This window comes from Aeromonas sp. 600948, from assembly GCF_049174875.1.
In the GTDB taxonomy this organism is placed as follows: domain Bacteria; phylum Pseudomonadota; class Gammaproteobacteria; order Enterobacterales; family Aeromonadaceae; genus Aeromonas; species Aeromonas veronii_A.
In genome coordinates, this window is record NZ_JAAKTY010000034.1 from 17,252 (window position 1) to 31,912 (window position 14,661).

Annotated in this window: 12 protein-coding genes; 8 read left to right on the forward strand and 4 right to left on the reverse strand. The window is 57.6% G+C overall.

The genetic code is table 11. From position 1 onward, the window contains the following. Positions 1-24: 24 nt before the first annotated feature. The 3 genes from G5182_RS19555 to G5182_RS19565 form a co-directional block, all read right to left on the reverse strand. Positions 25-1,842 carry an extracellular solute-binding protein gene (locus G5182_RS19555; RefSeq protein WP_421254652.1) on the reverse strand — a complete coding sequence of 606 codons (1,818 nt, stop codon included), beginning with the start codon at positions 1,840-1,842 and terminating at the stop codon, positions 25-27. A gap of 151 nt (positions 1,843-1,993) precedes the next feature. Continuing rightward, positions 1,994-3,037 (reverse strand): ABC transporter permease, encoded by a 1,044-nt coding sequence (locus G5182_RS19560; RefSeq protein ID WP_005343430.1) that lies wholly within the window; start codon positions 3,035-3,037, stop codon positions 1,994-1,996. Between the two features lie 109 nt (positions 3,038-3,146). Further along, positions 3,147-4,172, reverse strand: coding sequence for an ABC transporter permease subunit (locus G5182_RS19565; RefSeq protein WP_031227629.1), 1,026 nt, complete (start codon positions 4,170-4,172; stop codon positions 3,147-3,149). 740 nt (positions 4,173-4,912) lie between these two features. Here G5182_RS19565 and G5182_RS19570 point away from each other — a divergent pair. The 8 genes from G5182_RS19570 (at position 4,913) to G5182_RS19605 (ending at position 14,069) form a co-directional block, all read left to right on the forward strand. Beyond that, a complete protein-coding gene (locus tag G5182_RS19570; RefSeq protein WP_216951982.1) occupies positions 4,913-7,468 on the forward strand; it encodes a TonB-dependent receptor in 2,556 nt (851 codons plus the stop codon). A 108-nt stretch (positions 7,469-7,576) separates the two neighbouring features. Further along, positions 7,577-8,341 (forward strand): DUF3450 domain-containing protein, encoded by a 765-nt coding sequence (locus G5182_RS19575; RefSeq protein WP_005343435.1) that lies wholly within the window; start codon positions 7,577-7,579, stop codon positions 8,339-8,341. Further along, positions 8,338-9,711 carry a MotA/TolQ/ExbB proton channel family protein gene (locus G5182_RS19580; RefSeq protein ID WP_107682561.1) on the forward strand — a complete coding sequence of 458 codons (1,374 nt, stop codon included), beginning with the start codon at positions 8,338-8,340 and terminating at the stop codon, positions 9,709-9,711. Before G5182_RS19575 ends, G5182_RS19580 begins: the two co-directional genes overlap by 4 nt. A 10-nt stretch (positions 9,712-9,721) precedes the next feature. Beyond that, the gene (locus G5182_RS19585; RefSeq protein ID WP_005338936.1) at positions 9,722-10,249 is read left to right on the forward strand and encodes a MotA/TolQ/ExbB proton channel family protein; all 528 of its coding nucleotides are present in this window, start codon (positions 9,722-9,724) and stop codon (positions 10,247-10,249) included. A gap of 67 nt (positions 10,250-10,316) precedes the next feature. Further along, a complete protein-coding gene (locus G5182_RS19590) occupies positions 10,317-10,724 on the forward strand; it encodes an ExbD/TolR family protein (protein WP_005338933.1) in 408 nt (135 codons plus the stop codon). A 16-nt stretch (positions 10,725-10,740) separates the two neighbouring features. Further along, positions 10,741-11,376, forward strand: a complete 636-nt coding sequence (locus G5182_RS19595; RefSeq protein WP_005343441.1) for an energy transducer TonB — start codon at positions 10,741-10,743, stop codon at positions 11,374-11,376. Positions 11,377-11,387: 11 nt separating this feature from the next. Continuing rightward, positions 11,388-12,632, forward strand: a complete 1,245-nt coding sequence (locus tag G5182_RS19600) for a tetratricopeptide repeat protein (protein WP_216951981.1) — start codon at positions 11,388-11,390, stop codon at positions 12,630-12,632. A gap of 510 nt (positions 12,633-13,142) precedes the next feature. Then, positions 13,143-14,069 carry a L,D-transpeptidase family protein gene (locus G5182_RS19605; RefSeq protein WP_421173211.1) on the forward strand — a complete coding sequence of 309 codons (927 nt, stop codon included), beginning with the start codon at positions 13,143-13,145 and terminating at the stop codon, positions 14,067-14,069. Positions 14,070-14,147: 78 nt separating this feature from the next. On the opposite strand, the gene G5182_RS19610 is transcribed toward G5182_RS19605, so the two are convergent. Further along, positions 14,148-14,453 carry a type 1 fimbrial protein gene (locus tag G5182_RS19610; protein WP_421231782.1) on the reverse strand — a complete coding sequence of 102 codons (306 nt, stop codon included), beginning with the start codon at positions 14,451-14,453 and terminating at the stop codon, positions 14,148-14,150. Between the last annotated feature and the right edge of the window lie 208 nt (positions 14,454-14,661).

Consider the following 14,661-nt stretch of genomic DNA (forward strand, 5'->3'; position numbering starts at 1 on the left):
GCTCCCTTCGCAATGGCCTGAATATCAATGACGTGCATAGGTCTTGTCGAGCAGGTTGATGGGCGCCAGCGCCTCCCCTGCCTCCTTGGCGTTGCGGGTCTCTTCCTTCACCTTGGGATCGAGCCAGAGCAAACCGCCGCTACTGTGAGGATAACCGTCCATCGGCCAGTAGAGCAGATCCGGTGTGTTCTTGGTGGCAGGCACCTCCGGCAGCATCACATAACGCCAGCTGCTGGCCCGCACATAGTTGAGCTGCACCCCAGGCACGAAGATGGCGAGATCATAGATGCGCTGCTGGATCTGCTGGGAGAGCTTGGCCCGTTTGGCCATGTCGAATTCGACGTTGTAGGCATCGATCAGCGCGTCGAGCTCCTTGTCCGCTACGTTGAACAGGTTGTTGGTCTGCGGTTTGTTGGCGTTGGCGGAGTGGAAAAATTCCCAATATTGCGGATAGAGACCGCCGCCGCCCCAACCGAGCCAGGCCGCCTCGTGTTTCTTCTCCAGCATCACCTTGAAGCCGGTGGCGCCATCCACTAGGTTAAGCTCCAGATCGAGACCCGCTTTCTTGGCCTCTTCTTTCAGCACAGTCAGTCGCTTGGAGTGCTCCTGACTGGTGTAGGTGAGCGCTAGTGTCAGCCGCTCACCCTTCTCATTTTGCAGGATGCCGTCCGGCCCCGGCTTGTTGTAGCCGCCCTTGGCAAAGTACTCCCGCGCCTTACCGATGTCATAAGCCCGCTCCGGCAACGTGATGTCGGTGAATTCGCCAAAGCCCGAGTCAAAGGTGGTGGCTCTGTCATAGTCGCCGCGCAGCACGGTCTCGATCATCTTGTCGATGTTGAAGGCGTGCTGGATGCCGAGGCGCACGTTTACGTCCGCCAGCTTGGGGTTGGCCACATTGAGGTGCACCCCCTGACCGCCCTGTTTGGTGTCGGTCATGGCCATCACCTTCTGCACGTAGCCTTTTTTGTACTCCGGGGTGACCGCTTTTTCATGCCACCAGTTGGGCAGGATCATCTCGAAGGTATCGATCTCCCCTTTCAGGAAGTGGCGGAAGGCGATGTTGTGGTCGCGGATCACCTGCACCTTGATGGTGTCGATGTTGAATCTGTACTGGTTGTAGCGATCATCCTTTGCCCACCAATCCTTCTGCTTGCTGAAGGTGACCGACTTGCCCTTCTTGACGTCGCTGATCACGTAGGGACCTGTGGTGGGCACCACGGCCCAGTTGTACTGCTTCACCCAGTTGGGGGTCAGCTTGTAGTAGTGCTTGGGCTGGGGCCAGAGCTCGGTGGTGTTGAGCAGGTCCAGCTTGGCCTTGCGGCTGCCCGCTTTGACCAGGATGGTGTGGTCATCGATCTTCTCTACCGCTACCACTTCGGTGGTGTAGTAGTTGTTGAACCAGGGCCCCTTGATGTGTTTGGAGCGCATCATCTCGTAGCCGAAGGTGTAGTCATCGGCATTGACCGGCTTGCCATCCGACCATTTGGCGCGGGGATCCAGCTTGAAGTAGACGGTCTGGCTGTCTGGCGCTATGGCCCAGTGGGTCGCCAGCGAGGGAATGGGGTTGCCGGTATTGGGGTGGAAGCTGATGAGTCGCAACTGGTTATCGAGAATAAAGGAGCGGAACGATCCGTTGGAGTCAGGCCCTACGGTGCGGAACGTCAGCGGAAAGCTGTCGACAAACATATTGAGGCTGCCGCCCGGCAGCGCCTTGGGGGAGGCGAACACAGGATCCGTGTCGTTGGTCTCCCATTTGAGATCCGCGGGCAGGCTGGCCGCCCAGACCCAGGATCCGTTTACCAGCACAAAGAGAGCACCTATCCATTTGATTTTATTTTTCATGTTTGACTTCCAGGTCTGGCCCCTGCACTGGGGGTCTTGATTGATAACGGGATTATCCCTTGCTCCCGGGACCGCCGATGGCAGCGGCCCGTCCTTCATTAATCACTGTTCGTTATCCGGCACCTGCCGATGTGTGTTGGCGCTGGCTGGCTTATTGGTAACGGGTAAATTTGCGCGGGTCGAACGCCTCGCGGATCGCCTCGCCGATAAAGGAGACCATGATCAGCACCAGACTCACCGCCGCCACTACCGAGCTGACTATCCAGATGGCATCCAGATTGTTGATGCCCTGGGAGAGCAGCTCTCCCCAGCTCGGGGTCGGCGGAGCCAGCCCGAAGCCCAGATAGTCGAGCGCCGTCAGGGTCGAGATATTGCCCACCACGGCAAACGGCGCCAGGGTGACGATCATCATCAGGGTGTTGGGCAGGATGTGGTTGAAGATGATCCGCCCGGTGGTCGCCCCTTGCGCCCGCGCCGCCATCACATAGTCCCGCGCCCGCTCCTTGTAGGTGAGGGTGCGCATATACCAGGTGATCCCCATCCAGCCGAACAGCACGTTGATGGCGACAAACAGGCCGAAGTTGGGCTTGGCCAGCGACACCAGGATCATGATGACGTAGAGAAACGGCACCTGGGACCAGATCTCGATAAAGCGTTGCAGAATGAGGTCAAAGCGGCCGCCGAGAAAGCCCATCAGACAGCCGATGGTGACCCCGATGGCGTAACTGGCCGCCAGCGCGATAAAGGCAAAGCCGATGGCGATGCGAAAGCCGTAAACCAGTCGCGCCAGCACGTCGCGGCCGCTGGTGTCGGTGCCGAGGAAGTGGCGCTCGGCCGCGCTGGGGGCGTAAGGCGGGTAGGCATCCTCCTTGAAATCCTGCTCGTAGGGGTTCCAGGGCACTGGCGGCAGCAGCACCCAGTCGCCCTGGCCCTCTGCGGCAAATTTGGCCTTGAGCTGGCGGTAGTTGGTTTCGTACTCGTAATCGAGCCCGAACTGCTGACCGGGGATCACATCGCCATAGGTGGGGAAATGCAGCTGGCCCTGATAGCTCACTATCAGCGCCCGGCTGTTGACCAGCAGCTCCGCCAGCAGGGAGAGCAGCACCAGGGTGGTGAAGATGATGAAGGAGTAGTAACCGCGCTTGATCGACTTGAAGCGCTTGAGTTTTTTCAAGGTAACCGGATTGAGCTTCATGGTCAGTCTCCAAACCGCACGCGGGGATCAACAGGAGGTGCAACGCAGATATCGGAGACGATATGGCGTGATATCAGCATCGGCATGGCAATAGAGGTCTGGTTCATGGTCAATCTCCAAACCGCACGCGGGGATCAACGAGGGCAACGCAGATATCGGAGACGATATTGCCTATCAGCATCAGCATGGAGGTGATGGCCAGAATGCCCATGACGGTGGGGTAATCCCGCTCGACGATAGCCTCGTAACCGAGCAGGCCGATGCCGTCGATGTTGAAGATGGTCTCGATGAGGAAGGAGCCGCCAAAGAAAACGGTGAGCACAGACCCCAGGTGACTGGCGATGGGGATCAGGCTGTTGCGCATGGCGTGGTCGGTGACCGCCTTGCGAAATGGCAGTCCCTTGGCCACGGCGGTACGCACATAATCGGCCGACAGGTTCTCCATCAGGCTGTTTTTCATGGTCATGGTGAGGATGGCGAAATCGCCGATGGCGTAGGCGATAAGCGGCAGCAGGGCGTGGGCAAAGACAGTGCGGATCTGATCCCAGCTGCTCTCCATGTACTCAAAGTCGTCCCCCGGAAAACCGCCCATTGGCAGCCACTCCAGATGGAAGGCGAAGACGGTGATGAGGAAGATCCCCACCACGTAGGCGGGCAGGGCATAGGCCATGTAGATAAGCATGGAGCTTAACGAGTCGAAGCGGCTGTTGTGCCTGAGCGCCTTGGCCACCCCCAGCGGAATGGAGACCGCATAGCTCAGCAGAAAGGTCGCCAGTCCAAAGAAGGCGGTAACGGGGAGCCGCTCCTTGATGAGATCCCACACCGGCTCGTAGTAGCGGGTCGATTCGCCCAGATCCAGCACCGCCAGCTTCTGCAGCCACTCCCAGTAGGCGACCAGCATCGGCTTGTCGAGACCATAGAAGGCCTTGAGCTCCTCGATCTGCTCATCTGAGAGGGCTTGCGCCCCCTTGCTGCCGCTGGAACGGCCGGATTCATTCTGGGAAACCTGGGCTTGCAGCAGCATGCGTTCGACCGGTCCGCCCGGCACGAAACGGGTGATGGTGAAGACGAGCAGGGTGATACCGAGAAACGTCGGGATGATCAAAAGCATCCGGCGTAGGAAATACGACAGCATGGTGGAACCTCGTCCTTGTTGTTCTTTTTTGCGGCCAGTCAAATCCGGTGACGGGCCTGTCCTTCCTGGCATTACGCGCTGGATTGGTTGCCAAACAGCAGACAATCCGCTTGGCCACTGTAAAAGCTCTGCAACAAAAATCAAGTACAAGGAAATGGAAAACTGGGACAAATGACCCGCTGAGACCAAAAGCACCGAAAAATGACGTTTTTTATCTGAAAAGTGAAAATCAAAACAAAACGCTACTGCTCAACATTATTTTAAAAAATATAAACAGCTGTTTGTTTGAATCTTGTTTTTGTTTATGTGATTGAATTTTAAGTGCTTTTGTTTCTGCTGTCAAAGAAGGGAAAACGATATCATCTCGACAAATTTATCTATCTCCCCCATCGGAGTGGTCAGTCACAATAATAATTAAAATAGAGTTTTATTCTTATTTTTGCCAATAAATCGAAATAAGATATAAAGAGACAGCACGTAAACAAATAAGTTCATCAACTTTTAATTCAGCGTCCTTTACATGTTTTAACAACGATTTCACATTGCGCGGGATGTTTTTGGCAGAATTATTCACTAATTATTCCGGTCAAAATTAATACACTCCGCTTATTCCACATCTCACCCTCCCGATCCCCCCACTCCATTGACGTCGCCAGTCAAAGATTGATAAGCCTTACGCATCGCTCCAAAGAGGGCGGTATCAGGAAGCAAACAATAAACAACCAGGAAGGATATAAGCGATGCTTAGGAAGAGCAGAATCTCTGCTGCGATTGCGTTCGCCTTGGCGAGCCTTGCGGCGGCCCCATCCGTATCTGCCGAAGAAGGGCAGAACGTCGAAAAACTGCAGAAAATCAAAGTCACTGGCTCCCGTATCTCTCGTGTTGATGTTGAGGGGGCGACTCCGGTTGTCTCTGTCAGCAAGGCCCAAATTGAACAGTCTGGCCAGCAGACTGTGGCTGATTATCTGAAACAGGCCTCCTACAACTCCTTTGGTGGTTTCTCTCCATCCTCCGGTAGCTCAGCCCAGTCACAAGCCACCGTAGGGCTGCGTGGCCTTGGTGAAGATCGCACACTGGTGCTGCTCAATGGCAAGCGTATCGCCGGTTCTCCCTCCATGGGGGGCACCGCCATCAACCTCAACACCATCCCCATGGCGGCCGTTGAGCGGGTGGAAGTGAACCTGGACGGTGGCTCTGCCCTGTATGGTTCTGATGCCATCGGTGGCGTTATCAACGTGATCCTCAAAGAGGGTTTTGAAGGTTTGTCATTCCAGGGGCGCGTCGGTTCACCGACCGAGGAAGGTGGTGACGAACAGAGTGGTTCCATCGTCAGCGGTATTTCGGGTGAGAAAGGTTCCCTGATGATGGTCTACGAGCATGATGTGAAAGACGAGATCTATTACAAGGATCGTGACTATCTGGCCAAGCAGGGGGCTGAGTCTCCTAGCCTCTATGGTCGCAATATCAAGGGAGTAGACGCGGCAACTGGCAAGACCGTAACCCGTACTCTGAATGGGGTCGACTGTGAAAGCACCGGCGCCGGTTTTGTCACCAAGGGTACGGCTTGCCGCTTCGACTTTGCCCAGGTCGCAGCCAAGACCGCCTCGCGTACTCGCGACACCGTCTATGTCAACGGCCGCTACCATATCAACGACAATGTGGATTTCGTGCCACAGATGATTGGTTCCCGGGTCACCAGTTTTGGTCGTTTCGCCCCTGCTGCAGGTGCCTTCACCGTGGATGGCTCCACCCCTGAAAGCGCTGCAGTCCTGTCTGCCAACAACTTCAGCACCGCCAAGGCTGCGACGGTTTACTACCGCTTCAACAACGTCGGTCCCCGTGACAACGAAGTGACCGACTTGACCGGTACTCTGAACCTGGGTTTTGAAGGGGTGGTTCCGACCGAGGCGGTTGGCGATCTGGAGTGGAACGCCGGTTACATGTACTCCAAGACAGATAACCAGAGTATTGGTAATGGCTATGTATTGGAGCCGGCGGTTCAGACTCAGGTAAACAGTGGAAACTTCGTCAACGGCAGCTTCTCCGCTGATGCCACCAAGGATCTCTCTTATACCACCAGCCGCAACTCCAAGATGGATTTCTTCCAGTGGTATGGCGGTCTGGGTTGGGAGATGGGCGAACTGCCTGCTGGCCCGGTCAGCTGGTATCTGGGTGCCGAGTATAACGATTGGGTTTACTCCGACACCTACGACAGCCAGTCCGAAGCGGGTAACGTACTGGGTTCATCCGGCAACTCCGGTAGCGGTGTGCGCGATGTGTTTGCCACCTACATCGAGAGCCTGATCCCCATCACCGAGCAGATCGAGCTGAACCTGGCGGGTCGTTACGACAAGTACAGCGACTTTGGCAGCGCCTTCTCGCCCAAAGCGAGTCTGCGTTATCAGCCACTCGACCAGCTGATGTTCCGTACCTCCTGGTCCCAGTCTTTCCGCGCGCCGGGTCTGAATGATCTCTATGCGGCGGATGCCCAGTCAGCGGACTTTGCCAAGGACTATGTCTACTGCCAGGCCAATGGTATTGCCAACTGTTCCGAAGAGCAGTACGAGACAACGCGCCAATCCAACAAGAACCTGAAGGAAGAGACCGCCAATACCTTCACTATCGGGGCGGCCTACAATCCGCTGGACAATCTGAACCTGTCGCTCGATTACTACTACATCAAGATTGATGACGTAATCCAGCTGGCTACCACCCAGACCCAGTTCTATCAGGAGCTCAATACCGGCAGCAACCCGAACGTCATTCGTGACGCCAACGGCGATGTCGAGAAGGTCTATGCCGGCATGGTCAACCTGGGGCAACTCAAGACCAGTGGTATCGACTTCAAGGCGGACTACAAGTACGACTTCAACTCCTTCACCCTGCGATACGACTTTGGCAGCAGCTACATCCTGAAATATGAGGAAGGTCTGTTTGCTGGTGGCCCAATGGTTGACAAGAAGGGCTGGAATGGCAAACCCGATTTCCGTTTCAACTCCGGGATCGGTGCCAACTTCCCGCAGCTGTGGAATCTGGATACCTACCTGAGCACCAACTATATCGACTCCCAGAGCCAGGACTATGTGGATGACAAGGAAGAGGGCCATATTGCTTCCAACACCATCTGGAACCTGAACGTCGCGGTCGATACCAGCTGGAATGCCAAGATCCAGACCGGCGTGAAGAACATGTTCAACCGTGGACCTTCCCTGTCAAATGATGGTTACACCTACGATGAATACCTCTACAGCATTGACGGACGGGTCTACTACATCGACTACACCCAGAAGTTCTAATCAACCCCGTTGATATACAACCTCAGTCGGCCCGGTCGGGCCGGCTGTGCCCAACGTCCAAGGAAGTTACGGAGATAGGGTAATCCTATGAAGACAAGGACCATTACAATGAAGAAAGCGCTCCTTGGCAGCCTGGTTTCGGCCGCCTTGTTGACCAGCTTCAATCTGAGTGCCGCCACTGCCGGTCAGGCCGTGGACGCTCAAGCCGCCACCGACAACGCATCCAAAGTTTCCCAGCAGAAGATCGACAGCTATGCCGAATCTGCCGAATCCGCACTGGCCCAGTACAAGGCAGCCCTGCGTCAGGTCGACAGTCTGCGCACCTACAACGAGCAGGTGAGCAAGATGGTCGAGTCCCAGAGTGCCGAGCTGGCGTCGATGCAAAAGCAGATCGCCCAGATTGATCAGACCAGCACCGAAGTTGTCCCCCTGATGCTCAAGATGATCGACTCCCTCGAGCAGTTTGTGGCGCTGGATCTGCCGTTCCAGAAGGTCGAGCGCGAGGACCGCGTAGCAGCCCTGACCGACCTGATGAACCGGGCCGATGTCACCATCTCCGAGAAGTACCGCAAGATCCTGGAGGCCTACCAGATCGAGGAGGGCTTCAGCCGCACCATCGAATCCTACAAGGCGAGCCTGGACAAGGATGGCAGCGAGAAGACCTACGAGTTCCTGCGCGTTGGTCGCATCGCGCTGCTCTATCAATCCCCGGATGGCAATGAGACCGGGATGTGGAACAAGAAGACTCGCCAGTGGGAAGAGTTGCCCCAGGAGTATCGCAGTGCGGTTGAACAGGGCCTTCGCATCGCCAAGAAACAGGCGCCTCCCGCGCTGATCAAGCTGCCGGTTCAAACTGCGGAGAAAGCATCATGAAAGGAATCAAACTTGCGATTGCCTCCCTGATTGCGGGAGCAACCCTGGTCACCCTGCCGGTGACCGCCGCCGAAAAACCGGTGGATCTCAATGCGCTGCTGAACCAGGTCAAGGCCTCCAGCCTGAGCGAATCCCAACTCAACAAGGAGCGGGAAGCCCGCTTCCTGGCTGACAAGAACGAGCAGGGGGCGCTGCTGGCCAAGGCCAAGGCCGAGCTGGCTGCCGAAACCGCCAAGGGCGAGCAGCTCAAGGCGACCTTTGATGCCAACGACAAGCAGCTGACCGAACTGACCGAAACCCTGCGCCAGCGTTCCGGCAACATGGGCGAGATGTTCGGCGTACTGCGTCAGTTCGCCGGTGAGTTCAAGGGGATCTTCAACGCCTCCGCCCGTCGGGTCGAGCATCCGGAACAGACCGCGCTGCTGACCCGTCTGGCCGAGAGTAAAGAGCTCCCCTCCAGCGACGATCTGGAAGCGTTCTGGACCACCACCCTCAGCCGCATGGTGGACGGTGGCAAGGTGAGCCAGATCCCGGCGACTGTGGTCTACGGCGAAGGCAACCAGGCCGAGAAGACGGTCACCCAGATCGGTGAGTTCAACACTGTCTCCGAAGGCAAGTACCTCACCTTCGTGCCGGAGACCGGCAAGTTCGAGCAGCTTTCCCGTCAACCTGACAAGGGGGTGCTGGAACCGATCGCCGAGTTTGAACAGGGCGGTGACGGGGTCAAGCCCATCTTTATCGACCCGTCTCGCGGCGTGATCCTCTCTCTGCTGGTGCAGTCACCGACTCTCAAGGAGCGGATCGATCAGGGTGGTGAAGTGGGTTACGTCATCATGGTGCTCGGCGTGCTCGGTACCCTGCTGGCCATCTTCTGCGGTATCCGCCTGTCGCTGATCGGCTCGTCCATGCGCAAGCAGCTGAAATCTGATCAGATCATCAAGGGCAACCCCATTGGTGACATGCTGGGGGCCTACCAGAGCCATCGCGGTGACAACATCGAGGATCTGGAGTCCAAGCTCGACGAGATCATCCTGCGCAACGTGCCCAAGTTCGAGAAGGGCATCAGCATCATCAAGCTGATCGCTTCCGTCGCGCCGCTGCTGGGGCTGCTCGGTACCGTAGTGGGGATGATTGCCACCTTCCAGGCCATCACATTGTTCGGCACCGGCGATCCCAAGCTGATGGCGGGCGGTATCTCCGAGGCGCTGGTGACCACCATGCAGGGTCTGGTCGTCGCGGTGCCCATGCTGTTCCTCTACACCATTGTGCAGACCCAGAGCCGTCGTCTGATCCAGGTGCTGGAAGAGCAGAGCGCCGGTTTCGTTGCCCGTTATCAGGAACGTCTGCACGCCTCCAAAGCCGCAGCGTAAGGAGTCACCCATGTGGTTCTGGTTGATTGAAGAAGTCGAGTCGGTCCGCCGGTTTTTGGGATTGGGGGGCGATGTACTGGTCGCCCTGTTCTTCCTGACCCTGATGATGTGGGCCCTGTTGCTGGAGCGCTGGTTCTACTTTATGGCGGTTTACCCCAAGCAGGTGAAGCAGACCAAGGCCACCTGGCTGGCCCGTACCGATCATCTCTCCTGGTCTGCCAAGCAGATCCGCCGCGAGCTGGTCTCACGGGTCGCCATGGCGGTAGATAAGGGGATGCCGGTCATCAAGGTGCTGATCGCTCTTTGCCCGTTGATGGGGTTGCTCGGGACCGTGGTGGGGATGGTGCAGGTGTTTGACACCCTGGCCATCACAGGCACCGGTTCGCCGCGGGCGATGGCATCGGGGATCTCCAAGGCAACGGTACCGACCATGGCGGGCATGATCGCCGCCCTTTCCGGCCTGTTTTTTGTCAACCAGCTCGATCACAAGGCCAAACTGGCGGTGCAAAAGCTGGAAGACAACCTGAAACACGGTTGATGCAGGATGCATACCCCCGGCGAGGCATGGCCTGCCGGGGGCACAGAACAAGCAAGGAGTTTCTGCTATGAGAAAACGTTACAGCGACAGCGGTGCTGACGAGGCGGCTATCGATTTGACCCCCATGCTGGACATAGTGTTCATCATGCTGATCTTCTTCATCGTCACCACCTCCTTCGTCAAGGAGTCCGGTGTCGAGATCAACCGTCCCAGTGCCAGCACGGCCGAGACGGTGAAGAAGGGCAATATCATGGTCGCGGTACGCGAAAACGGTCAGGTCTGGGTCGACAAGCGGGTGGTCGAGGTGGGGGCGGTGCGCGCCAACATCGAGCGGCTGCGGGCCGAAAACCCGGAGAGCGCCGTGGTGATCCAGGCCGATAACGAATCCCGTTCCGGTCTGGTGGTGCAGGTCATGGATCAGATCCGCATGGCCGGTGTCCAGAACATCTCCATCGCGGCAGACAAGAGCAGCTGATGCCGGAGAGAGACCTATGAGATACCTGATATCGTTGGCGGTCTCCTGTGTGGTGGTGTTCTTTCTGTTTCTGGGAATGAACAAGCTGATCACACCGGATCACCGGGAGCTGGTGGAGAAGGATGATGTCACCATGACCGATTTCATCCGCCTCAAGCCCCAGGAGACCCTGCAAGAGAAACAGCGGGAGCTGCCCAAACCGCCGCCGCCCAAGCGTCCGCCACCGCCTCCCGAGATGGAAGTGGCCAGCACGGATCGGCCGAAGATGGAGAGCGCGCCGATGGACATGCCCAAGCTCGACATCCCGGTCAACATCGGTGGTGGCAACGCGCTGGGTGCTTACAGCACCGGCGGCGGTGGTGGCGGCGTCGGTGGCAACAACGGCGCCATTCCGCTGGCCACCTTCGAGCCCATGATGCCCCGCAAGGCTGCACTGGCGGGGCTGGCCTCCGGCAAGGTGCTGGTGGAGTTCACCGTCACCGAGCGCGGTACCGTCAGCAACGTGCGGATCGTCAAGGAAGAGCCGCGCAGCTATGACCTCGGCAAAGAGGCGCGCAAAACCATTGCCAAGTGGACGTTCAAACCGGCCATGGTGGATGGCAAGCCGCAGGCGAGCCGTATGCAGCAAGAGATCGAGTTTGCGGTCAACTAAGGAAGGTGGCGATGAACAAGTTACACAAGATGATCCTCGCCCCGGTCGCCATGGCGGTGCTGCTCAGCACCGCCAGTTGGGCCGCCGAGCAGCCGGCCCTGTCGGATCGGGCCTATCGGGCGGTCAACAAGGCGCAGGAGCTGATCACTGACAAGCAATACGGTCTGGCGAATGCCAGATTGCAGGAGGCACTCTCCAGCGTGGGTGATCGGGTCTACGACAAGGGGGTCATATTGCAGACTCTCGGTTTCGTAGCCGCCCAGCAGGAGAAATACGGTCAGGCGACCAAGTACTTTGCCGATGCCATCGCGACAGGCGGCCTGCCGCCACCGGTGGCCCAGCAGGTGCGCTACAACCTGGCCCAGCTCTATATGGCTGAGGGTAATTATCAGGGCTCGATCAAGACCATGAAGGAGTGGTTTGCCAACCAGGGCAAGGATGACAAGCCCAACTCCCATGCCTATATCACGCTGGCCAACGCCCACGTGCAGCTCAAGCAGTACCGTGACGCGATCCCGGCGGTGGATCAGGCGATCAAGCTGTCGGCAGGTAAAGCGCCGGAGTCCTGGTATCTGCTGAAGATGGGCGCTCACTACGAGCTGAAACAGTACAAACCGGCGACCGAGGTGCTGACCTCTCTGGTCAATATGTTCCCGGAGAAGAAGAAGTACTGGACCCAGCTGTCGGCCATGCATATGCAGGCAGGCAACGATGGCAAGGCGCTGGCGGCGCTGGAGTCGGCCTACAACCTCGGCATGTTGACCGAGGCTGCCGAGCTGCAGCGTCTCGCCAACTACCTCGCCTTCACCGGCATTCCCCATCGCGCCGCACGGGTGATGGAGAAGGGGATGAAGGACGGGGTGATTGAGCAGAGCGCTGGCAACTACAAGACCCTGGCCAACTACTGGCATCAGGCCAAGGAGCTGGATCCGGCCATCGACACCCTGGCCAAGTCCTACCAGCTGGCCCCGAGCGCCGAATTGCAGCTGAAAATGGCGCGCATGATGATCCAGAGCAAACGCTATCAGGATCTGGTGGCGCTGGCCGCCAAACCGGCAGCCAATGCAAATGGTGAACAGCGGGCGGATCTCAAGTTCCTGACCGGGGTCGCCTATTTTGAGCAACAAAAGCCGAAGGAGGCCCTCAACGCCTTCACCCAGGCGGCTCAGAATGGCAACGTCAGCGGTCGGGCATCCCCCTGGATCAGCTTCCTCAAAGAGCAGAGTGGTGCGGCGGGGGAGGCGGCCGTCCAGTAATTCCAATGACAACGCTTGAAGTCCCTTTTATGGTTGCCTGGTGGCTCCATTAACCGCTCTTCGGAGCGGTTTTTTTATGGTGGCAGCCAGTCCCTGCTGTAGTCGAAGCGCTATTTTCCACCTTTTCGCTCCAATGAAAGTGCCACAGTCAACATTGGCCTATCTCCTCCGAGGTGACAAACGTTTCAGCCAGGGCTGCAACCGTGACACCAGGTGGCACAGCGCTGTGGTCTAAGGGGGCGGGGTTGGTCCGCAGAGAGGGGGCTATGCTGTACATCTCTCTTTCAATGGCGACTTGCCAAGGGGGCTTTTGCTCTGTTGATAAGCATCACACCGAAAACGGCCACTTTTAACAAGAAAAGCAACATATGGAAGTTGAAATTTTGGCCGACTCGGGAAAGAATGCGCGCTCGGTTATTTGGCGCCGTGGTGCAGGTTGACCCGCCACCGGCAGACCGAAGATAAGATGGCCTCCGGCCCATTTGGTACAGGAAACCACACAGGAATTTTATGAGCCCCCTTCGCACTGCCGCTTCGGCCCTTTTATGCACACTTGCGCTGATCAGCCAGCAGGCTGCCGCCGTCGAGTACCGTCTGCCTGCGGCCAACAGCCGTCTGATCGGTGAGAATCTGGAATATGTGGTGCCTGCGGACAATCGTCCGCTGGAGCAGATAGCCTCCGAGTTTCAGTTGGGTTTGACCAATATCATGGAGGCCAACCCGGGCGTTGATCCCTATCTGCCCAAAGCGGGCAGCACCCTGATCATCCCTCACCAGTTGATCCTGCCCAACGCGCCCCGCGAAGGGATCGTCATCAACGTCGCCGAGATGCGCCTCTACTACTATCCGAAAGGGAAGAACGTGGTACAGGTATTGCCCATCGGCATCGGTCAGCTGGGGGTAAACACCCCGGAGAACTGGATCACCAAGGTAGAGCGCAAGCGCGCCAACCCGACCTGGACCCCGACCGAAAACATTCGTCGTCGCTACGCCGCGAAGGGAATCACACTGCCTGCGGTCTGGCCAGCCGGCCCGGACAACCCCATGGGCCTGCACGCCCTCTACATCGGCAACCTCTATGCCATCCACGGAACCAATGCCACCTTCGGCATCGGTCTGCGGGTGAGCAGCGGCTGCGTACGTCTGCGTGCCGACGACATCAAGTATCTGTTCGACAACGTGCCGGTCGGTACCCGCGTCCAGTTCGTCAACCAGCCGGTCAAGACCACGGTCGAGCCGGATGGCGGTCGCTACATGGAAGTGCACGAGCCGCTGTCACGGACCGAGGAGGAGTTCAACTCCACCGCCTCCGTGCCGCTCCCGATGACACCGGCCATCACCCGCTTCATCGCTCACGCCGAGTCTGACTCCAACGTGGTCAAGCAGGTGCTGGAACAGCGTACCGGCATGCCGACCCGTCTCAATCCTCAAGCCTGATGACTTGAACTCGAGACCCGGTAATGACAACGGCGACCCTATGGTCGCCGTTGTTGTTTCTGCCAGCGGCAGTGGGCGTTATTTGTGACTGACGGTGACGATTGCCATAGTGTGGCGATCATCGACCCACTGGTAGGAGACCTGGCTGTGGGAGAGATTCAGGGATGCCTCTCTTGCCAGTTTTTGCAAATTAACTGTTTCGGTTGTTTGTGCGGAGCCTGAGAGGCAGGTGACCTGCATCTGCTTCTCTAGTTGGTTGACACGGCAGGCATCCTCCACGATGGCGCCGCTGAATTCGATGCGTCCTGTATTACTTGCCTGGGTCGTCTGTGCCATCGATATGCCCAGCGTGGCGAGAGTGAACACTACTGCGCTTGTTTTCATGCAGACCTCCTGATTGTCTTGCTCGCGGGCAGGAACCCGCTTGTTCATTGCCTCGCATTATCAGTATCGACAGTATTAGGTGGGGGATGAGCGTTATTTGATCCCTGCTCGGGAGGGGCAAATTCAGAAAGCAGTGTCTAGTCCTGAAATAGGTTTACACATTTTCAACTAGCATTTTTCTACTCAAAACCCTCTATGTACCGCATCG